The organism is Mycolicibacterium aurum, assembly GCF_900637195.1.
GTDB lineage: Bacteria > Actinomycetota > Actinomycetes > Mycobacteriales > Mycobacteriaceae > Mycobacterium > Mycobacterium aurum.
In genome coordinates, this window is record NZ_LR134356.1 from 1,356,513 (window position 1) to 1,377,959 (window position 21,447).

Below are 21,447 nucleotides of genomic sequence, written 5' to 3' on the forward strand. Positions count from 1 at the left end.
CCGCCGCCGAAATGCTTTCACTGTAAGCAATCTCGGCAGTACTGAGAGGTAGGACATCATGACTGACATTCTGGAACCCACCACCGAGACCACCCACGCCGCCGAAGCCGCGACGTCCGCACAGCAGCGGACCCTCAGCAAGACGGTCGGGGGCAAGACCGTCACGCTGACCCCCGAGCAGGCCGATGCGTTCGGCCGCGAGCTCGACGCGCTGAAGGAGAGCGTCATCGCCGACCTCGGCGAACGCGACGCCACATACATCCGCAACATGATCAAAGCCCAGCGTGGCCTCGAAATCGGGGGCAGGGCATTGCTTTTCGGCGGCATCTTCCCGCCGTTCTGGCTCGCGGGCACGGCCATGCTCGGCCTGAGCAAGATCATCGACAACATGGAGATCGGCCACAACGTCATGCACGGCCAGTACGACTGGATGGGCGACCCGGCGATCTCCAGCCAGGGCTTCGAATGGGACACCGCCTGCCCGGCCGATCAGTGGCGGCATTCGCACAACTACATGCACCACACGTACACCAACATCGTCGGGCTGGATCGCGACATCGGCTACGGAATCCTGCGGATGAGCTCCGACCAGAGGTGGCGGCCGTACTACCTGGGCAACCCGGTGTACGCGTTCCTGCTGATGGTCCTGTTCCAGTACGGCGTCGCCCTGCACGAGCTGGAGAGCGAGAAGATCGCCTCCGGTGAGATCACGCTGACGGACAAGAAGGAGATCCTCAGCGGCATCTGGGCCAAGACCAAGCGGCAGACCCTCAAGGACTATGTGGCGTTCCCGTTGCTGGCCGGCCCGTTCGCGCCGTGGGTGTTCGCGGGCAACATGACCGCCAACCTGATGCGCAACGTGTGGTCGTACATGATCATCTTCTGCGGGCACTTCCCCGAGGATGTCCAGGAGTTCTCCATCGAGGAGACGAAGGCCGAGACCCGCGGGCAGTGGTACTTCCGCCAGGTGCTCGGGTCGGCGAACCTCACCGGCGGAAAGCTGTTCCACATCCTGTCCGGCAACTTGTCCTTCCAGATCGAGCATCACCTGTTCCCCGACATCCCCGCCTTCCGCCACGCGGAGATCGCGCCCAAGGTGCAGGAGATCTGCGAGCGCTACGGCGTGCCCTACAACAAGGGCCCGCTGCCACACCAGTTCGCGACCGTCGTGCGCAAGATCGTGAAGTTCGCGCTTCCCTTCTGAGCCGGCCGTAACGGCATTCCGCGCGGGATCCACCGCGGGGAATGCCGTTTCGCGCGCCGGACGTAGGTCTTGTCGCGACGTCCTCGCCATGGTGGGGTGGGCCAGGGTCGGCCCATCTTGATGGAAGGAAGCGTTCATGCGTGCTGCGTTGGCGGCGGTGTCGGTGTCGGTAATGGCTGTGGGAGCCGTGAGTGGAATGGGCGTTGCCTGGGCGCAGCCGCCGGTGCCCAGCGCCGGTGAGCTGACGGGCGAACTGCAGCAGGTGCTCAACACCGGAGCCCCCGCAGGTGACCGCGCCGCGAAGTTGGAAGGCGGGGATGCCGCCCTGCCGACCGCGGACAACATCGCCAACCGGCTGAACGCCTATGGCGGCCTGCTGAACTGGCAGGTGCAGAACCCGGCCCTCAACGGCGATCGGCTCGACGCGCAGCTGGCAGTCACCATCCCGATCTGGGGTACCAAGACCCATGACATCTACTGGGTCGACCAGGGTGGCACCTGGAAGCTGTCGAATGCCTCCGCATGTGTGATCGCCACGGACGCAGCGGGTGTCGCCTGCACCGTCTGACCTGTGACCGCCGAGACGCCGTGGCGCGGGTCCGGCTGAATCGGTCCTATTGCAGCGCGCCGACCGGCACGTCGTCGCCGTCGGCGTCATCCATCGGCAGGGGATCTGGTTCGGCTGAACCTGCGCCGTCGTCGCGGTTCTTGCGGCGCGCGTCCAGCAGTGCGTCGACGGCGAATACCACCAGCAACGAGACACCGAACGCCGGATAGATCACACCGGCGACGACGGCGAGGGCGGTGACAACGAGCGTGGTGCGCCTCGGTGTCCGGGCCCGTGTCGTCTCGCTGGTGGGGCCGGGTACGCCAGACTTGCCCGCAGGGCGGCGCTTCCACCACATCAGCAGTCCGGTACCGATCATGATCCAGATACCCAGGCACGCCACCGTTGCCGAGATCCGGGTCAGCACCCCCCACTGATTGCCCATGTGCATCGCAATGCCGAAGCTCGTCGCAGTGCCCAGGGCGCCGCTCTGCTCCGCGGTGGCGTTGGCGATCGTCTCGCCGGTGAACTGATCCAGATACAGCGTGCGCTGCTCCGACAGCTTCTGCGGCCATGCGTTGACGACGGCGTAGCTGCCGTAGGTGGTCTGGTCACCGTCGGTCGAGTCCGACGGGGGCATGATCGCGTAGCCGGGAACCATGTTCTCGCTCTTGGCGATTCGGTCGATGTCCGCGAAAGGAAGTGTTGCGGGCAGCCCGTCGGGCGGTGCCGATGCCGGGACGGTCTCGTCGGTGGCGGCCCACGCGATCCGCCGGCCGAGGCGGTCGAAGTCGCCGAGCTGGGCCGGCGTGGACGCGGCCTCCACTTCGCTCGACGGTGTGACCGTGGCGCTGAACGCGCGCCAGTTCTCGCCCCAGTATCGCGACCAGGTCAGGCCGGACAGGATGTAGCAGACCAGGATCACCGCGACCACGACTCCGGTCAGTGCATGCACATCGCGCCACCGGATACGGCCGCCCCTACCCCAGCGCACGGTGAACAGCGGTTTGGCACTCTCGAGGGCGCGGGGCCACCACAGATAGATGCCACTGGCCAGAAGCACCAGGATCCAGCAGGCGGTCAACTCCATCCACAGGTTGCCGATGCCGACCGGGATCGTGGCATCCGGGTAGGCCTGGGCATCGATCAGATGGCCCAGCGACGGCAGGTTGACCTGCGGTCCGTCGTTGCCGAACATCCGGTGCACGTTGTTGGCGAAGCCGATCAGGCCGGACAGCGCATCACGCTGGCCCAGATACCGTCCGGTGTACGGATCGATGAAGACCTGGGTGAGATTGCTCTCACCGTGCGGATACGACGTCGCGTCCGGGGCCAGGAAGTCGACGCGTGTGGCGCGATCCGGCGACGCCGGCGGTGTCACGGCGTCGAACACATAGTCGGGACCGACTTGGCGCTCGGCGGTGGCGATCTGCTGATCCAACGGAACGGTCTGCGCGCCCTGCCCCACGTGGATCAGGTCCCGGTTCAGCAGCGAGTCGAGCGGCCCGGTGTAGAGGATGACCAGGCCCGACAACGACAACACGATCAGCACGGGTGCGGTGAACAACGCCACCCAGAAGTGCAGCCGCCACATCCGCCGCAATACCGCGGCATCGCCGCGCCGCGTTGATGCCACCGTCGTCGCCATCTCGCCCTCTCATGCCGCGCTGCGTCCTGTGCAGCGCGTTCGAGGGTTTGGTCGGATGCCGCGGCGAGAAGTTCCCGCGAGTTCAGCCGGTCTGGTCGGTGCGGCCGGTGCGGTGGACCGCGGCCATCAGATCCTCACGGGCACGCGCCACGCGAGACCGAATGGTGCCCACCGGGCAGGCACACACTTCGGCGGCCTCGGCATAGGACAGGCCCAGCACCTGGGTCAGCAGCAGGGCGTGCCTGCGATCGTCGTCGAGGCCGTCGAGCAGGAGCCGGACCTCCACCAGATTCTCGAACCCGTCGGCGGACCGGCGGCTCGCCAGCAGTGCCTCGACATCGACGGTGTGCTGGGTGCGGGGGCGTGCCTGGTTGCGCCGGATCTGGTCGACGACGACGCGACGGGCGATGGACAACAGCCAGGTGCGCGCCGAGGAGCGGCCGGTGAACCGCGGCAGCGACGCGATGGCACGCAGGTAGGTCTCCTGGGTGAGGTCGTCTGCGGTGCCCGGGTCGCCGAGGTAGGCGACAGAGCGCCAGACGTCGCGTTGCGTTGCCTTGATGAAGGCATCGAGGGCGGCGTCGTCACCTCGGCCGGCGGCCAATGCCAGAGAGGTAACGTGGTCCTCGTCGCCGGATGTCACCCGCAGAACTGTAGTAGATGGCCCGTGAAATGCCGTCCGGGAACTCTTCGGCGGTGGCATCCGACCAATCATCTGGTGGATGGTCCCATCGGAAATGGTGAGGTATTGACGTGACCGTCTCGGTCGCCCCAGACAGCGTCCAGCGCTTCCAGTTCGACGTGGACGGGATGTCGTGCGGTTCGTGCGCGGCCCGGGTCGAGACGACGCTCAACAAGGTCGACGGCGTGCATGCGTCGGTGAATTTCGCCACCAGAGTCGCCACCGTCGACGCACCCCTCGGCGTCGACATCGATGACCTGTGCCGGTTGGTGACCGCCGCGGGCTACCCCGCGCAACCTCGGCAGAGTGCTGCGGAGTCCGACGCCGACCCCGACGAACGCTACGCACGCAGCCTGCTTGTGCGGCTGGCCGTCGCAGCGGTCCTGTTCGTCCCCTTGGCCGACCTGTCGGTGATGTTCGCGGTCGTGCCCGACACCCGCTTCACCGGGTGGCAGTGGGTGTTGACGGCATTGGCGGCACCGATCGTGACGTGGGCGGCCTGGCCGTTCCATGCGGCCGCGGTCCGCAACGCCCGCCACGGCATGGCCACCATGGAGACGTTGATCTCGATCGGCGTCACCGCCGCCACGGTGTGGTCGCTCGCCACCATGTTCTCCGGTTCCGTCTGGGGCGGGCAGTCGGGTGAGACCGAGGGCGTGATCGACGCGCTGCTGGGCAGTGACTCCATCTACCTCGAGGTCGCAGCCGGGGTCACGGTCTTCATCCTGGCGGGGCGCTACTTCGAGGCGCGCGCGAAATCCAAGGCAGGCAGCGCGTTGCGGGCACTGGCCGCACTCGGTGCGAAGTCGGTGTCGATCCTGCTCGACGACGACACCGAGATGGAGATCCCGGCGACCGAACTGAAGGAGGGCAGGCGATTCGTCGTACGCCCCGGCCAGACGATCGCCGCGGACGGCCTGGTGATCGAGGGCTCCGCGGCGGTCGACATGAGCGCGATGACGGGCGAGTCGCGCCCCGCCGACGTGGCTCCCGGCGGCAGCGTCATCGGCGGAACGGTGGTACTCGACGGCCGCCTGATCGTGGAAGCCGCGGCGGTCGGCGCCGACACGCATTTCGCGGGCATGGTGCGCCTGGTCGAAGAGGCGCAAACGCAGAAGGCGAATGCACAGCGTCTGGCCGACCGGATCTCGGCGGTGTTCGTACCTATCGTGCTGACGCTGGCGGTCTTGACCGCCGTCGGGTGGATCGCAGCGACCGGTGACGTCCACCGCGGTGTGGCGGCCGCGCTCGCGGTGGTGGTGATCGCCTGCCCGTGTGCACTGGGCCTGGCGACACCGACGGCCATGATGGTGGCCTCGGGTCGCGGGGCGCAGCTCGGGATCTTCCTGAAAGGACATCAGGCGCTGGAAGCGATCCGCGCCATCGACACCGTGATCTTCGACAAGACCGGCACCCTGACCACGGGCCAGGCCGCGGTCACCGCCGTGGTCGCGGCCGCGGGTCAGGACGAGGACCAGATCCTCGAGCTGGCCGCGGCGGTCGAGTCGGGCTCCGAGCACGTCCTCGCGCGGGCGGTCGTCGGCTCTCTCGGCGACCGGAAGCACCGCCCGGTCACCGACTTTCACGCTCACACCGGCAACGGTGTCAGCGGCACCGTCGACGGTGTGCACGTCGCGGTGGGTCGGCCCGCGTGGGTGGACAAAGGGCGAGTGGTGCCGGCAGATCTCGCGATCGCCCGTAAAGAGAGTGAGTCCCGAGGCGAGACAGTGGTTTTCGTCTCGGTGGACGACGTCGTGTGCGGCGCACTGACCATCGCCGACGGCGTCAAGGACTCCGCCGCTGCGGCTGTGGCCGCGCTGCACGCAGCGGGCCTGAGGACTGTGCTGGTGACCGGCGACAACGCCCGCACCGCCGAGGTGATCGCCGCGCAGGTGGGCATCGACGAGGTGGTGGCCGAGGTGCTTCCCGAAGGAAAGGTCGAGGTCATCGACAGGCTGCGCCAGCAGGGTCGGGTGGTGGCGATGGTCGGTGACGGCATCAACGACGGCCCGGCGCTTGCCCGTGCCGACCTCGGACTGGCGATCGGCCGCGGCACCGACGTCGCCATCGGCGCGGCCGACATCATCCTTGTCCGTGACGATCTCAGCGCGGTACCGCTGGCCCTCGGGTTGGCCCGCGAGACGATCCGCACCATCCGGATGAACATGGTGTGGGCATTCGGCTACAACGTGGCCGCCATTCCGGTGGCGATGGCGGGGTTGCTCAACCCGCTGATCGCCGGCGCCGCGATGGCATTCTCGTCGTTTCTGGTGGTGTCGAACAGCTTGCGGATCAAGAAGTTCGGTCGCCGCTGACGGCCGCCTATTTTCGGGTACGCGCGAGCTCGCTGAGCATGGCGTTGTACGCGTCGAGATCGTCGTCGTAGCCACTGTCGGAGTGCTTGTCGTGGCGGTCCCCGGCTCGGCGGTCCTGGCGTGCCCACTGCGCCACCAGTGCGATGACGACGATGATCACCGGCAGTTCGCTTGCCCCCCAGGCGATTGCGCCACCAAGATGCTGGTCGTCGGTGAGGTTCGCCATCCACGGCAGAGCCAGATGCCCGTAGAAGGTGCCACCGAGGGTGTCCGTCATCGTCATCGTCGCAATGCCGAAGAACGCGTGGAACGGCATGACCGCGAACAGCAGGCCCAGCCGTCCCAGGAATGGCAGGCGCTTGGGCCCGGGGTCCACGCCGACGATGCCCCAGTAGTAGAGGTAGCCGACGAGGAGGAAATGCAGAGTCATCAGTTCGTGACCCCAGTGGTACCGCACGAGTGTGTCGAACAGCGGGGTGAAGTACACCAGGTACAGCGAGCCGACGAATGCGGTGAACGCGGTGACCGGGTGCGAGGCAAACCTGGTGACCGGCGAATGGACGAACCACTGGATCCACTCGCGCGGTCCCGGCGGCTGGTCACCGTGGGCGGCCGGCAGCACCCGCAGTGCCAACGTCACCGGTGCGCCGAGCACGAGCAGCACCGGGATGAACATGTTGAGCGCCATGTGTTCGGCCATGTGCACGCTGAACATCGCCGATCCGTAGGCCCGCACCCCGGAACTGGTCACGACGAGCAGCGCCAGGGTGCCGATCATCCAGGCGATGGTGCGCCCCACGGGCCAGGTGTCCCCGCGCCGACGCAGCCGCGCGACACCGAAGAGGTAGGCCAGCATCAGCACCAAGGCGGCCACCCCGAACAGTGGATCGAATCGCCAGTACGTGACCAGGTGCACGACGCTCACCGGCCCCGGGAGTTCGTACCCCAGGAAGACGTCCCACGCCGTGAAGCTCTCGACGAGAAAGCGCGTGGCGGGCTGCACCGCCATCGCAGCGATGCCGCCGACGATGCCGATCATGGCGACCGCGCTGAGCACCACAACCGGTGCGGGAGCGGTGCGTCCGGTCATCAGGAGAACTGCGTCGACCGCGCAGAGCACGGCCAGCACCGCGCAGGTCGCGACCGCGAGGCGGCCGTACCCGGTGGCCCACACCGACGTCCCGCTGACCATCAGGCCGGCAAGGGCTGCCCCGTAGATCACCGCCGCGGAACCCGCCGCGACGCACATCATCTGGACTCGGTTCCGCAGACGGTCGGGCAGCGGCGGGGTGATCGCGGCAGCGGTCTTGACGCCGATGAGGACCGCGATCGCCACGGTGAACACGATGACGGCGCTGGTGGCGAAGTCGTGGTCGGGACCCTCGCCGGCGTTGCCCGTCACGGGCACGGCGACCAGACCGATGAAGGAGGGGAGCAGAAGAAGGCAGTGCCCGAACCAGCGCAGTGTGAACCGGGATCCGATCGCCACGATCGCGGCTGCGACAGCGGCCGCGCACCAGCCGCGGGCCGACTCCGATGCGCCCAGCGCATCACCCAGCGCGCCTTCGGTGACAACCTGAATGGCCGGAGCGCCTGCCGAATTGGCGGCATCGACCACCACCATCGTCGCCGCCAGCACGAACCACGCGATCGCCGCGCGCTCCACCCACAGGTGCACCCCGTAGGTTGGCGCATCGATCCGGCCGTCGTCGTCGGGCACGGCCGTCGTGACGATATAGACCACCAGCCCGGCCGTCATCGCCGCGGCAAGCGTGGCGGCGTAGTAGCCGAGGTACTCCGCCATGTTCGTGGCGGTCCCGGGGAAGGGCAGGCCGGCGGCGTCGAACCGGGCATGTCCGGATTCGGCCCCGTACACGGCCACCGCTGTGCCGACGATGACGGCAGCCGCCGCGAATGTCGGGACAGTCCATGCGCGCCCCGGTGCCGCAATCCTCATATCGGCCCTTCACTGAATGCAGGTCGGAGACCGACCGCCGCAAGTCTACGACCGAACGTCGTAGTCGGGAACTTCCGCCCGTGCGGCCCCGACTATAGGACCGTGACCAAGCCTTCGATCGACGCATCCACCCCGGCATGATCGCAGACCTCACTCTGCGCTGGGTGGTGACGCTGCTGTTCGTCGTCAGTGCCGCCGAATGCCTCATCACGCTCGTCGTGGTGCGCCATCACCGGGCGGCGGCGATCGGGCACGGCCTTCACCTCCTGATGGCGGTGGCGATGGCGGTGATGGCATGGCCACGCGGGGCGGCCCTGCCGACCACCGGACCCATGGTGGTATTCCTCGCTGCCACTGCGTGGTTCGTCGCTGTGGCCGCGCTGGTCGCGACCACCGCGGCCGGTCGGCTGGTCAACACCTATCACGCGGTGATGATGCTGGCGATGGCATGGATGTATGCGGCAATGAACGGATCGATTCTGCCCGGGCATTCCGTGGCGCATACCGGCGGCGACGGTGCCGCCGGGCAGGCCGGCCATGCCGGGCACGCCGGACACGGAGGGGGCGGCGGTCCCCAGGCGCCGGCGGCGGACATGGCAGGCTCGCCCGTCGTGTCCGAGCCCGCCTACATCTCCGCGGTGAACTGGTTCTGGACGGTCGGGTTCGCGGTCGCGGCGCTGTTCTGGGTCTACCGGTACTTCGCGACGCGGAGGGGTGGCTCGATGATGACGCTGGCGCACTTCGGCACGTTGTGTCAGGCGGCGATGGCGGCAGGGATGGCGATCATGTTCGGGGTGATGCTGTAGGCGGTCAGGCCGCCGAATTGTCCGGTGCGCCGAGTTTTCTGCGTCGTCGCTCGCTCAGGGAATCAGTGTGCGGGGCGGCCGACGGGACCGTTGCTCCCGAGCCGATGCCGTCGACGAGCGGTGTCTTGCGCGATCGTCGCCAGAGCAGGAAAGCCAGCGTCGCGCCCAACACGACCGGTAGGTGCGAGATGACCCTGGCGGCGGTGACATGCCCGTTGATCGAGTCGACCGCCACGTAGTACATCAACGCGAGCGCGTACATCCCTGCCGCGCATGCGATGCCGGGCGCGAACACCGGCCGCACCGCGGCGGCGATCAACGTCACGCCCAGCGCTGCAGACCAGGCCGTCGATTCGTTGAGCAGATGGGTGCCGCCGGCTACGCCGTGATGCGTCGAGACCAGTCCGAAGTCGACGCCGAGAGCCTGGACGAGGGCCAGGCACAGCTGGACCACACCGAGGGCTCCCAACGCGTAGCGCAAGCCACCGTGCACACCCGGGTGTGGTGGCGGAGGGGCGGGGACGGCCGGACCTCCGGCACCGGTGCCCGCCAGTGTCTCCAGCATGCGCGACTGCTGCCGGGCGACCCGGTACCACTCGGTGCACAACCGGCAGGCGGCGAGATGTTCGTCGACGCGCGCTGACGGCACCGGCTCACGTTCGCCGTCCATCCGCGCCGAGAGCGCCTCACGCGCGACCTCGCAGTCCATGCCAAGCATCCTCCCGTATGTCGGCCGCGGCGTCGACGTCGCGGCGGCTGCGCGCGTACGGTCATTCAGTCGTTCCGGACCTGCGCCGAGTTCCCGCAGGTCCGATGCGGGACGATTGATACCGCGGTGCACCTCGTGTGCGTGATGCGACCTTCAGCGCTGGCAGGTGGGGCACCAGTAGGTGACCCGTTCGCCCGATTTGTCGGTCTCGACGGGCGTGCCGCAGCGGCGGCACGGCGAGCCGGCCCTGCCGTACACCCAGACATCCTGGCCGGGCCGGGTGTTTCCGGTGGTAGTGCGGTTGATGCGGGTTCGGTTGGCCCACAACATCTGCTGGGTGCGAGTGGCCAGCCGCAACGGGTCGGCCACTTCGCCGACGGGGGTGCCGGGCCGCAGCCCGAACACGAAGCACAGCTCGTTGGCGAAGACGTTGCCGACGCCGGCCATCACCCGCTGATCCAGCAGTGTCTCCGCCAGCGGGCGTTCGGGATCGGCAACCAGGTTGGTCGCGGCGATCTCGGCGGACCAGTCCTCGCCGAGCAGGTCCGGCCCCAGATGGGCGACGGCGTCCATGTCGGTGGCCCGGTCCAGGATCTCCAGCACGCCCAGGTCGACACCGGACGCCCGGGACTCGGCCGTCTCCAGCACGATCCGGATCTTGTACGCCGGCGCCCGTACCCGGCCGATGATCCACGCCCCGTCCATCTTCAGATGCGAATGAATGCTGGCCTGTCCCACCCTGATGAACAGGTGCTTGCCGCGGCTGAGCACTTCATCGACCACCTGACCGCTGAGATCCACCGCGGCGTAGCGGGGGACGCGGACGTCGCAGCGGGTCAGCTCGCGACCCTGCAGTGCCTCTCGCAGCTTGACCGCAGCGCGGTAGACGGTGTCACCTTCGGGCATCAGCGCAGCCGCAACCCGCGAGGTGTCCGGGAGAAGCCGGCCGACGTCAACGCCTCGGCGATCAGGGAATCTCGCGACTCCAGCACCGGAACTCCGTCGATGCGCTCCACCAACAACGCCGGAACCCGTTGCCGCGTCACCAGTTCCGCGAGGACGGCGGCCGCAGCGTTGTGCGTCTCGGGATCGGTGGCGAAACTGAGCAGTGAGCGGCCGCCTCGCTCGACGAACCAGGTCAGCTCGCCGTCGACGAGGACCACCAGCGCCCCGGCTTTGCGGCCGGGACGGTGCGCGGTGTCGCCGTCACCGCCGCGGGTGGGCCACGGCAGTGCCGCGCCGAACGGGTTGGCGGGGTCGGTCGCCGCCAGCGCGATGGCGTGCAGGGTTTGTTTCTTGTCGTCGATGCTGTCGGCGTGGCTGCGGAGCCTGTCGACGGTGCTCGCCGTCGCGAACTGGGCCCCGCCCAGCGATTCCACGAAATAGCCACGCTGGCAGCGGCCCGCGTCCTCCATGGTGGTCAGCACCTTGTACATCGAGGCGAAGCCGCCGGGAATGTTCTCGGTGGCCACCGCCCCCTTGGTCAGTACGCCGTGCCGGGCCAGCAGCTGATCGGCTTGGTAGTGCGCCCGCACCGTGGTGTCCACCTCGGCGGTCGGCAGCGCCGACCATCGCCCGGCCACGGTGGGATCGGAGTCGCGGTGCGCGCCGAGACTCGACGAGCTCAGGCTGTAGCGGCTCAGCCGCGGCGCGCGACGGTGCCGGTGTGACGGCGTGGCGGTGCGCTTCTGACCCGCGCGTTTGGTTCCCGTGATCAGCGCCCGCACCGGGGCGAATGTGTCACCGCCGACATGGCCGGCCCAGATCAATTGCCAGAGAGCCTCTTTGAGTGACTCCGCGGAGACGCCGTCGACCGACAGCTGTCGGAAGAAGTACGCCCCGCCCCCGGCCAGTGCTGCCAGGATCGCATGGTGGACGTCGGTGAGGTCGAGCTCGCCTGCCGGCGCCAACGACAGGGGTGCGGTGTCGGCGGGATGAAACGCCACCCACCCGTCGGCTGAGGACAGTGCCCCGGCGCCCGACCACAGCACCTCTCCCGAGGCCAGCAATTCGTCGAGCATGCCGGGCTGGTAGTCGCGGACCCGCTGGCCGAACACCAGCGGTTCGACCGCCGACGCCGGCATCGGCACCCCGGCAAGCTGATCGATCACCGCGGCCAGACCGTCCACACCGGACGTGACGTCGGTGCCCAACATCTGCCAGGCGGGCAGGAAACGGCCGAACGCCGCGGTGCTGACCGGTTCGATCTGGGCGCGCAGCGCGGCCAGCGAGCGTCGGCGCAGAATGCGCAATACCTCAGCTTCGCACCACTGGTCGACCCCGGCAGTGTCCGTCGGCACGTCGGTGAACTCACCGCGGACCAGCTTGCCGTCGGCGGCGAGCCGGCCCAGCACATCGGCGGCCACCCGCAGACCGAGGCCGAAGCGCGTGGCCGCGTCGGCGGTGGTGAACGGCCCCCGGGTACGGGCGTATCGGGACAGCAACTCGCCGAGCGGGTCGACGACGGGTTCGAGGAACGCCATCGGCACGCCGACGGGGACCGCCACGCCGACGCCGTCGCGCAGTCGCCCGATGTCCTCGACGGCCACCCACCACGTCTGCCCGGCGAACGACACGGTGAGCACGCGCTTGGCGGTCAGCAGACCTTCCAGCCAGCCGCCGATCTCGGTGTGTACGCACCGCTCGGCGATCTCGTCGGTGGTCAGCGGCCCGAGCAGCCGCAGCAGATCCGCCACACCCTCGGCGTCGCGCACCGCGCGTTCCTCCGTCAGGTGCTGCAACTGGCGTGTGGTGGTGGCGATGACGTCGGCGTCGAGAAGCTCACGCAGCTCGACCCGTCCCAGCAGCTCGGCCAGCAGCGTCGGGTCCAGAGCCAGTGCCGCAGCCCGACGTTCGGCCAGCGGGCTGTCGCCTTCGTACATGAAGGCGCCGACGTAGCCGAACAGCAGCGACGCCGCGAACGGCGACGGTGTGGGTGTCTCGACCTCCAGGAGCCGCACCCGGCGCTGCGCGATCCGGCCCATCAGCGCGGTCAGCGTCGGCACGTCGTAGACGTCCTGCAGGCACTCCCGCACGGCCTCCAGCACGATCGGGAAGTCGGGATAGTTGCGCGCGACGTCGAGCAGCTGCGCCGCCCGCTGCCGTTGGTGCCACAGCGGTGAGCGCTTGCCGGGGTGGCGACGCGGCAGCAGCAGCGCCCGCGCCGCGCACTCGCGGAACCGGGAGGCGAACAACGCCGACGAGCTGACCTCGGCGGTGACCAGCGGTTCGATCTCGTCGGGCTCGAAGACGAAGATGTCGGCGCCGGGGGCGGTGTCGTCGGTGTCGGGGAGTCGGACGATGATGCCGTCGTCGGAGGCGGTCGGCTTCTCGTCGATGCCGTACCGCTCGTAGAGCCGCTTGCCGACGGCCAGCGCCAGCGGGCCGTGCACCCGAAGGCCGTAGGGCGAGTGCAGGATGATGCGCCAGTCGCCCAACTCGTCGCGGAACCGCTCCACCACCAGCGTGGTGTCCGAGGGCACCGCCGTGGTGGCGGTGCGCTGCTCGTCGATCAGCTGCCACAGGTTGTCGGTGGCGTACGCATCGAAACCGACTTCCTGACAGCGTAATTCGAACTTCTCGCGATCCAGGCGGGCCAGCTCACCGTTGAACGCACCGATGGCCGCCCCCAACTCGGCGGGCCGCCCGACGCCGTCGCCACGCCAGAACGGCAGCCGCGCGGGCTCACCGGGTGCCGGGACGACCAGTACCCGGTCATGGGTGATCTCGGTGATCCGCCAGCTCGTCGCGCCGAGTGAGATGACGTCACCGGGGCGCGACTCGTACACCATCTCCTCGTCGAGTTCGCCGACGCGCGAGGGCTTCTCCGAATCCGCACTGGAGGCCAGGAACACGGTGAACATGCCGCGGTCGGGGATCGCGCCGCCGGAGGTGACGGCCAGCCGCTGTGCGCCGGGCCGCGAGGTCAGCGTCCCGGTGTCGCGGTCGTAGACGATGCGCGGCCGCAGTTCAGCGAACTCGGTCGACGGGTACTTGCCGGACAGCAGATCAAGGGTGGCCTCGTAGGCGCTGCGCGGCAGCGTCGCGAACGGTGCGCTGCGCCGCACCACGTCGAACCAGGTCTCGGCGTTGATCGGCTCCAGCGCGCAGGCCGCCACCGTGTGCTGGGCCAGCACGTCGAGGGGATTGGCCGGTACCCGCATGGTCTCGATCTGTCCGGCCAGCATGCGCTGCACGCTGACCGCACATCCGATCAGGTCGGTGCGGTGCTTGGGGAACAGCACCCCCTGGCTGATCTCGCCGACCTGGTGGCCCGCGCGGCCGACGCGCTGCAGACCGCTGGCCACCGACGGCGGCGTCTCGACCTGGATCACCAGATCGACCGACCCCATGTCGATGCCCAGCTCGAGGCTCGACGTCGCGACCACCGCTTTCAGGCGTCCGCTCTTCAGCGCGTCTTCGACGTCGGCGCGGGCCTCCTTGCTGACCGAACCGTGGTGAGCCCGCGCCAGAAGTGGCTCAGCGCCGTAGGTTTGGCCGCTGCCCATGAGATGGGCGGGGGCGCCCCCGGCCACCCCGGGATTGGGTCCGCCGAGCTCCACTCCCATGCGTTCAGCGTGAATCTCGTTGAGCCGGGCGGTCAACCGCTCGGCCAGCCGTCGTGAGTTGGTGAACACGATCGACGAGTTGTGCGCCTCGATCAGGTCGACGATGCGTTCCTCGACGTCGGGCCAGATCGAGTTGCCTTCCATGTTGGCCATGTCAGGCACGGGCACCTGCACGCTCAGATCGAACGTCTTGGCCGCGGGCGGCGCGACGATGGTGGTGGGCGCGGCGCCGGACAGGAACCGTGCCACCTCCTCGGGCGGACGCACCGTGGCCGACAGGCCGATTCGCTGCGCGGGCTTGTCCAGCATCGCGTCGAGCCGCTCCAGCGACACCGCCAGGTGCGCGCCGCGCTTTGTTCCCGCGACGGCGTGGACCTCGTCGACGATCACCGTCTCGACGTCGGCGAGGGTTTCACGTGCCGCCGACGTCAGCATCAGAAAGAGCGATTCGGGGGTGGTGATCAGAATGTCGGGCGGTTTGGCGATGAGCTCTCGGCGCTTGCTCGCGGTGGTGTCGCCCGACCGCACGCCGACGCTGATCGCCGGCGCGGGCTGGCCGGTGCGCTCGGCAATGCGCGAGATACCCGTCAGCGGGGTGCGCAGGTTGCGCTCGACGTCGACGGCCAACGCCTTGAGCGGGGAGACGTAGAGCACGCGGGTACCCCGCTTGCCCTCGGGTGCGCGGGCCAGACCGTCGATCGCCCACAGGAACGCTGCAAGGGTCTTACCCGACCCCGTCGGGGCGATGACCAGCGTGTTGTCCCCGTCGGCGATGGCGTTCCAGGCCTCGGCCTGCGCCGGTGTCGGCTGCACGAACGTGCCCGCGAACCACTCGCGCGTCAACGCGCTGAAGCGGGACAGCGGATCGGTCTTCGCGGGCATCTGTCCATGGTGCCCCCGCACCCCGACAAATCCGCGCGGGGGCGGCCGGCCAGGTATTTGTCGCGATGGTCGAAACGAATATCTGCGCCGCGGACCGGGCCTACGATCTTGACGTGGTGGCGGGGGACTGGCGGCCGACAATTCCGGCCGCCACGATGGGTCGGCCGAGGATCGCCGACCGCGTCGTCCCGCGCCCCGACCTCCTGCGCCGGATGTTGGCAGCCGAGGGTGGCGACCTCGTCGTGATCTCCGCGCCGGCCGGATACGGCAAGACCACGGCCGCCGCCCAATGGGACTGCGACGACGACCGCCCGTTCGCGTGGGTCCGCATCGATCACCTCGACAACGACCCTGTGCACCTGCTTCTGCACGTCGCGACGGCAGTGGTGCAGCTCCGCGGCGTCGACGGCGATCTACTGCGCTACCTCGCGGGACCGGGTCGCGCGCCCCTGACCCATCTGCTGCCCGCGGTGGCCCAGTTGCTCGACGAGTGCGGGCCGCTGATTCTTGTTCTCGACGACGTCCACAAGCTCTCCGCGCCGGAGGCGGTCGGCGCGCTGGACACCTTGCTGGATGCGGCACCGATGACGACCACGCCGGTCCTGCTGGGCAGGTTCGTGCTGCCGCTGGTGTTGGCAAGGCGCCGGCTCGTGGGCAACGTCGTCGAACTCGGCGCCGACGCCCTTCGGTTCTCCGCCGAAGAGGCCGTGGCCGCTTTGGAACTGATCAGCGGACCCCGCGACGACACGACACGCACAGCCGTCATCGACCTCTGTGAGGGCTGGCCGGCGGGGGTGATTCTGACCGCGATGGCGCTGAGGGACGGCACCCCCCTTGAGTCCCTCACGGGCCGTAACGATCTCGTCGTGGAATACGTCGTCGAAGAGGTCATCGACCGCCTCGACCGTGACACCGCGACCTTCCTGGTCGAGTCGGCGGTGCTCGACCGCTTCACCACAGAACAATTGGACGCGGTTCTCGAACGCCGGGATTCCGCGTGCATGCTGGAGCGACTGGCGGTCTCGGGTAACCCGTTCCTGGTTTCGCTTGACCAGCAACGGCTTTGGTTCCGCTACCACCACCTGTTCGGTGATGTCCTCCGAGGACGTCTTCGTGCGAACACGCCTGAGCGATTTCGGGAGTTGGCCTGCCGGGCAGCGGATCTGCTGGAACGCGATGGAGATGTAGACGGGTCGCTGCGCCTCGCGATCGAAGCCGGGGACCGGGCTCGCGCGGCCGCGCTGGTGGGCAGGGATGCCGTGCGGCTGGGCTTCGACGGTCGTGCGGGCGTACTCGGCCGCCGGCTGGACATGCTCGATGCGAGAACGTTCGCCGAATACCCCGACGCCGCCGTCGCGCGGGCGTGGTTCGGCGTCACCACTGCCGACGGGGAACTCATCCAGCGTTCGTTGGTGCTCGCGTTGCGCAGCGATCAAGGTCAGGCGTTGTCGGACGGCACGCCGTCCGTGGCGGTCGCCGTGGCTCTGATCAGTTCGCTCATCGGGGCGGGCGGGGTGAACGAGGTGGTCCGCCATGCCGACGTGGTGCGCGCCGCCGGCGACCATCTCATCAATCCATGGTGGGGCGCCGCCACCGTGATGAAAGGTTCGGCCGAGGCGATGCGTGGCCAGGCAGGCCGCGCACGGTCCCTCCTGGAGTCCGCCCTGCCGGTCACCGAGAATCTGCCCGGCTTCCACGCCGCGGCGCTGGCCCACCTCGCGCTGCTCGACCTGGCCGCAGGCGACGACGAGGGAGCTGTCCAGCGCAGCGACGCCGCTCGCATCATCGTCGACAAGTACGACCTGTGTGACGTCGTCCCCATGATCGTGGTCTACGCGACCAACTCGGTGATGTCGGCGCGGATCGGCGACGTGTCCGCGGCTCGGGAGTCGGCGGGTACCACCGAGATACTGCTCGAACAGCTCGGGCATCTGTCGGCGCGGACAGCGCTGCTGGGGCACGGCCTTCTGGCATGGACGGCGGCCGTCATCGAGGACCCGGTGCTGCTCGGCAGACATCTCGCCGCAGCAGAACGCGCGTGTCACCGCGAGCCGGATGCCGTGGCGCTGATACAGCGCGTCGATCGTGTCAAGGCGATGGCCGTGGGCGGTACGCGGCCGCTGACGGCAGCCGAACTGCGGTTGTTGCCGTATCTGGCGACCCACCTGTCGCTGCTCGCCATCTCCGAGGAACTGGTGATCGGCCGCGAGACCGCAAAGAGCCAGGCGACGTCGATCTACCGAAAGTTGGGGGTCTCCTCGCGCGCGGAGGCCGTCGCCGAGGCGAAGCGGGTCGGCCTCATCTCGGAATGAGTTCCGGTCAGCACAACGGCATCGTCGCCACGTTCCGCCAGAGGTTTCGCAGACTGGCGGTGGCACCGAACAGCGTTGTGAAATGCGTGGAGTCGATCAGGACGATATCGCCGGCCCGGTCCCCGGACGCCGGCATCCAGATCACCGCATTGAATTCGGCGTTGCCGGCGGCGGTGAACGGGTGCGGACGACGCGGATCCACCAGTTGACGGCCGAGCACACGCAGGGAAGCGCCCTCCGGTGCGGTCAGTTCGTAATGAGGCAGATGCTGGTGGAAGCTCAAGTTCACGACGTCGTTCAGCAGTCCGAGCTCGTCGAAGTCTCGAAAGCTGCTCAGTGCGACAGGTTCTCGAGTTCCATCCACCACGGCCGGCCGTAGCCCCCAGATGTTGTGCACAGGCACACCCAGTGCGCGCATCAGGGACCGGGTGTACCGGGTGAAGCGTTGCTGCCGGGGCACCAGTCGGTCACCGTGGTGCTCGTATTCGAGCTGGCGTTGGGCGAGGTCCTCGGTGAATCCGACGTCGTGGTGCGGGGCGAGCAGCAGGCAGGTGCCCGGGGTGCGCAGCCATTCGCGGATCGCCTCGACCTCGTCGCGGGTGGCCTCCAGACCGCAGGTCAGGTGATCGAGCCCGAAAACCATCAACGTGTCGGTGTCGGCCAGGATTCGGTCGTCGATCGGCTGCTGGTAGCCGGCTTGATCGACGTGCTGGAACACCGCCACCGGATGACCGGTGAGCTCCCCGACGAGGTCCTGGAAGTCCAGCGTGGAGCGGTGGAAGAGTTCGAGGGTGCCGGCGATACCCTGCAGGAACCGGGTCGCGTCGTAGTCCGGGGTCTCGTACGCGGGGTAGGCGACGTTGCGCACCTCGGTGATGGTCGAGAACCGGTTGCTCATAGCCGCCGGATCTCGTTGTGCCTCGCAGGGATAACTCCACGTCCAGTAGATGCTGACGCGTCGCCGTCCGTCACGGATCCTGGGAAGGTGACTCTGGTTGTAGGTGCGGGCCTGCTGGATGGGCATCGGCGCTCCTCAATTGCCGAGGGAGGCGAGGTACTGCAGGGCGCTCAGGCCGGGAAGGAAGAAGTACGCACCGCCGCGAAGCGTGGTGAATGCCGGGATTCCTTTGTGGACCTTGCGTATGGGGCGCTTGGGAACGGTGAAGTCGAGCGTGCCGTCCTGAGCCCCGCAGATCGGGTCATGTTCGTTGCCGAGTTCGTGGAACGTCTTGTCGTTGATCCACACGTTCTGCGCGAACTCGAACTGCCGCACCAGGTCTGCGCAGATGATGAATGCGGCGATACCGCGATCCACCCCGTCCTCGGGTGCCCCGTCCGGCAGCGCCGGCCCGTAGGTGGCGCCACGGCGGATCATTCTTCGCCGGTTCATGTTGTGCGCAGTGTCGCGTGGATTGAGACGGCGGGCATGTGCACCCAGCGGGCACGCATAGCCGAACGGGTCCATCTCTTTGTAGTTGAAGTCGTTGTTGCGCAACGGGTCAGCGCCGAGTTCCGGATCGTCGGACCCCGGTGCAAGAACCAGTGGCGCCCCGCTGCGCCAGCGGCCCATGAACTTGGCCGCCAGCAGCTCCTGTTCCGCCGGGGTCGCGGCGTTCTCCGACAGGTAGGCGCGGAACGCCCCGACGTGCTCCTGCAGCCTTCGGTACGCCAGGTAGCTCCCGTTGCGTGACAACACCGCCGGCTCAGGGAGGTGGGTCGGCGGGCCGTCCTCATCGGGGTAGCCCAGGATGAACTCGCCCGGTTCCAGGGCCGCGCCTGAGCCGGGCGTCGGGTCCTCACCCGACCCTTTGATGGCCGGCTGGGACAACCTGTCGCGAAATCCGAAGTGGTCGTGGGCGTAATTGAACGGCGGGTTGGCGTTGAGATCGAGGAACGAGACAGTGCGCACGCCGTCACACCGCGCCACGAGCCTGTCGTGCTCGCCGACGCAACGACGGTGTTCGTCGTCGTCCCGGGCGAACAGGATGGCGATCGCATGGATGTCGCCGGCCAGTCCGCCGACCCAGTGCTCGGGCGCGTGGGTTCCTGTGTCGCCGAGGATGTCGGCACGGCCCGCCATGCCTTCCTGAAATGCGCTGGGGAAGGTGGCCAGCGCCGCCTCGGGTACACCGAGAGCGCGGAGGCCGGTCCAGGTGAACGCCAATGTGACCCAGCGTCTCGACGCATCCATGGTCGCGTGAGCGTCGGCCGCCGACTGCACGCTGCCGAGAAGCTCGGTCAACCAGGCCCGCCCGCCCGCGGGACGGTCGAACGCCAGAAACTCGTACCGCCCGGTCATCGCGGGCGTGCGGGTGAGCAGGATGTGCTGGATATCGTCGAGCTGGAGAGTCACTTGAGTCGGTTCTTCGCGCAAGCGCTCATCACTGCAGCCGGTTCTTCGCGCAAGCGCTCATCACTGCAGCCGGTTCTTCGCGCAAGCGCTCATCACTGCATCTGATCGAGCATGTCGGAGAACGCGGCCTTGCACCGCAGTGCCTTCTTGATTTCGTCGGCGGTGACGTACGGATACTCGCCGTACTCGAGGAAGCTCGGGCGCTGGTGCTCGCGCACGAACGTGATGAACGCCTCCGGGTTGGTCTTCCAATCTTCCGGAAAGCCTTCGAGATTGGTGAAGACGGTGGTGATCCCGGTGGCGCTGAAGAGTCTGATGGCGTCTTCGGTGTACTTGTCGAAGTCGGTGTCGAAGATGCCCATGTACTGGAAGTGCAGGCCAGACCCGACGTCGAAGAGATTCCACCGCAGATAGTGCAACTTGAGCGGGGCCAACGCGTCGGGACTGGCGGCGATGGTGTCTTCGATCTGCTTGCCGTAGGCCCGCACTGCTTCTTCGCGACCCTCTTTGACCTTGGCGATGATGGAGAAGCCGTAGCAGGCCGGGGTGCGCGGATACGTGGGTCCGTAGCGGCCGCGTTCCAGTTCGAAGTAACCCTCGGGTGGGAGTGCCTTCGCCGCCGGTGTCGCCCAGGTTTGCTGCAGTGGCATGGCCAGCCTCCGATTCGCCGTTGGTCGGATGCTAAGGCGGGTATCGGGGGCCTGTCGTCCCCCGAACTGGGGGAATGCCGAGAGCCTGTGGCGCCGAGGAATTCCATTGCCCAGAAGAATTTTTCATCGAAAACACGATGCGGCCCCGCGCCCCGGGGACGGCGCCAGGGCGTGGCGGCAGTCCCGGTCCGCAGGGTCGGCACTGGTGATGTTTGAGACCTGGGGTCATGCCGCTGGCGTGGCTGCTAGGGACAGCCCAACGATCGTGACCCCAGGCAGATCGGACACTACTGCCGCGGTGCGCACATGTGCTCCACTTCGCTGATTTCACCCGTTGTGGGGGATGTTCCGACGCCGTGACGCGACCTACGGTCGGGTTAGTCGCCCGCGGACTGCGCGGTCGCGTGTCGACCAACGCCGTAGGAGTGCTCATGCGCTTGCTCTACCTACTGCTGGCACCCGCGGCGGTATGCGCCGGGCTGACTGTCGCACCGACCGCCGCGGCGGACTGCACCAGCGCGGGAGCCACGACGCTGTGTTCCCAGGGCACCTCTCGCGGGTCGAACACCGGAACCGGGCCCGTCGGATCGTCCGGGCCCTATGTCCCGTACCCCTGCGACATCAATTGGTACGACTGTGACGACTACTGGAGTGTCAATCTCGGAATCGATGTCGATCCGGGACCGGGCGGCCCCGATTTCGGTCGCCCGGGAGCTCCTGATCTCGGGAATCCGGGCCGGCCCGGCGGAGGCGGTGGCTTCGGTGGGGGCGGCGGCCGTGGCGGCGGGCGAGGACGATGAGCAACCTGACCGAG

At 68.2% G+C, this 21,447-nt stretch carries 15 protein-coding genes; 6 read left to right on the forward strand and 9 right to left on the reverse strand.

Going from position 1 to position 21,447, the window contains the following annotated elements:
* The first annotated feature begins 58 nt into the window (after positions 1 to 58).
* Both EL337_RS06585 and EL337_RS06590 read left to right on the forward strand, forming a co-directional pair.
* Positions 59 to 1,204 (forward strand): fatty acid desaturase family protein, encoded by a 1,146-nt coding sequence (locus EL337_RS06585; RefSeq protein ID WP_232786681.1) that lies wholly within the window; start codon positions 59 to 61, stop codon positions 1,202 to 1,204.
* A gap of 136 nt (positions 1,205 to 1,340) precedes the next feature.
* Positions 1,341 to 1,772, forward strand: a complete 432-nt coding sequence (locus EL337_RS06590; protein ID WP_048630240.1) for an MTB12 C-terminal domain-containing protein — start codon at positions 1,341 to 1,343, stop codon at positions 1,770 to 1,772.
* A gap of 46 nt (positions 1,773 to 1,818) precedes the next feature.
* On the opposite strand, the gene EL337_RS06595 is transcribed toward EL337_RS06590, so the two are convergent.
* The gene (locus EL337_RS06595; RefSeq protein WP_048630241.1) at positions 1,819 to 3,399 is read right to left on the reverse strand and encodes a PepSY-associated TM helix domain-containing protein; all 1,581 of its coding nucleotides are present in this window, start codon (positions 3,397 to 3,399) and stop codon (positions 1,819 to 1,821) included.
* An 82-nt stretch (positions 3,400 to 3,481) separates the two neighbouring features.
* Entirely contained in the window at positions 3,482 to 4,042 is a 561-nt protein-coding gene (gene sigC / locus EL337_RS06600; RefSeq protein ID WP_048630242.1) for an RNA polymerase sigma factor SigC, read from the reverse strand.
* A 110-nt stretch (positions 4,043 to 4,152) separates the two neighbouring features.
* Here sigC and EL337_RS06605 point away from each other — a divergent pair, with 110 nt between their 5' ends.
* On the forward strand, positions 4,153 to 6,396 hold the full coding sequence (locus tag EL337_RS06605) for a heavy metal translocating P-type ATPase (protein WP_048630243.1): 2,244 nt from the start codon (positions 4,153 to 4,155) through the stop codon (positions 6,394 to 6,396).
* A gap of 7 nt (positions 6,397 to 6,403) precedes the next feature.
* On the opposite strand, the gene EL337_RS06610 is transcribed toward EL337_RS06605, so the two are convergent.
* Positions 6,404 to 8,353 (reverse strand): cytochrome c oxidase assembly protein, encoded by a 1,950-nt coding sequence (locus EL337_RS06610; RefSeq protein WP_048630244.1) that lies wholly within the window; start codon positions 8,351 to 8,353, stop codon positions 6,404 to 6,406.
* Between the two features lie 137 nt (positions 8,354 to 8,490).
* On the opposite strand from EL337_RS06610, the gene EL337_RS06615 reads away from it, so the two are divergent.
* Positions 8,491 to 9,159 carry a DUF5134 domain-containing protein gene (locus EL337_RS06615; RefSeq protein ID WP_048630245.1) on the forward strand — a complete coding sequence of 223 codons (669 nt, stop codon included), beginning with the start codon at positions 8,491 to 8,493 and terminating at the stop codon, positions 9,157 to 9,159.
* Between the two features lie 4 nt (positions 9,160 to 9,163).
* Here the strand turns inward: EL337_RS06615 and EL337_RS06620 are convergent, their stop codons facing one another.
* The 3 genes from EL337_RS06620 to EL337_RS06630 all read right to left on the reverse strand — a co-directional run bounded on the left by EL337_RS06620 (position 9,164) and on the right by EL337_RS06630 (position 15,318).
* Positions 9,164 to 9,868, reverse strand: a complete 705-nt coding sequence (locus EL337_RS06620) for a DUF2275 domain-containing protein (RefSeq protein WP_053086800.1) — start codon at positions 9,866 to 9,868, stop codon at positions 9,164 to 9,166.
* A 153-nt stretch (positions 9,869 to 10,021) separates the two neighbouring features.
* Positions 10,022 to 10,774: an endonuclease VIII Nei2 gene (gene nei2 / locus EL337_RS06625; protein ID WP_048630246.1), complete on the reverse strand. Its 753-nt coding sequence runs from the start codon at positions 10,772 to 10,774 to the stop codon at positions 10,022 to 10,024.
* The gene (locus EL337_RS06630; RefSeq protein ID WP_048630247.1) at positions 10,774 to 15,318 is read right to left on the reverse strand and encodes an ATP-dependent helicase; all 4,545 of its coding nucleotides are present in this window, start codon (positions 15,316 to 15,318) and stop codon (positions 10,774 to 10,776) included. Before EL337_RS06630 ends, nei2 begins: the two co-directional genes overlap by 1 nt.
* Positions 15,319 to 15,383: 65 nt before the next feature.
* On the opposite strand from EL337_RS06630, the gene EL337_RS06635 reads away from it, so the two are divergent.
* Positions 15,384 to 17,630 carry a LuxR family transcriptional regulator gene (locus tag EL337_RS06635; protein ID WP_232786682.1) on the forward strand — a complete coding sequence of 749 codons (2,247 nt, stop codon included), beginning with the start codon at positions 15,384 to 15,386 and terminating at the stop codon, positions 17,628 to 17,630.
* Between the two features lie 7 nt (positions 17,631 to 17,637).
* On the opposite strand, the gene EL337_RS06640 is transcribed toward EL337_RS06635, so the two are convergent.
* From EL337_RS06640 to EL337_RS06650, 3 genes are all read right to left on the reverse strand, one after another.
* A complete protein-coding gene (locus tag EL337_RS06640; RefSeq protein ID WP_048630248.1) occupies positions 17,638 to 18,654 on the reverse strand; it encodes a hypothetical protein in 1,017 nt (338 codons plus the stop codon).
* A 9-nt stretch (positions 18,655 to 18,663) separates the two neighbouring features.
* Entirely contained in the window at positions 18,664 to 19,983 is a 1,320-nt protein-coding gene (locus EL337_RS06645; RefSeq protein WP_048630249.1) for a Dyp-type peroxidase, read from the reverse strand.
* Positions 19,984 to 20,075: 92 nt separating this feature from the next.
* Positions 20,076 to 20,633, reverse strand: coding sequence for a hypothetical protein (locus tag EL337_RS06650; RefSeq protein ID WP_048630250.1), 558 nt, complete (start codon positions 20,631 to 20,633; stop codon positions 20,076 to 20,078).
* Positions 20,634 to 21,064: 431 nt separating this feature from the next.
* Here EL337_RS06650 and EL337_RS06655 point away from each other — a divergent pair, with 431 nt between their 5' ends.
* Complete coding sequence (locus EL337_RS06655; RefSeq protein ID WP_048630848.1) at positions 21,065 to 21,433, forward strand: hypothetical protein; 369 nt, start codon at positions 21,065 to 21,067, stop codon at positions 21,431 to 21,433.
* Positions 21,434 to 21,447: the final 14 nt, after the last annotated feature.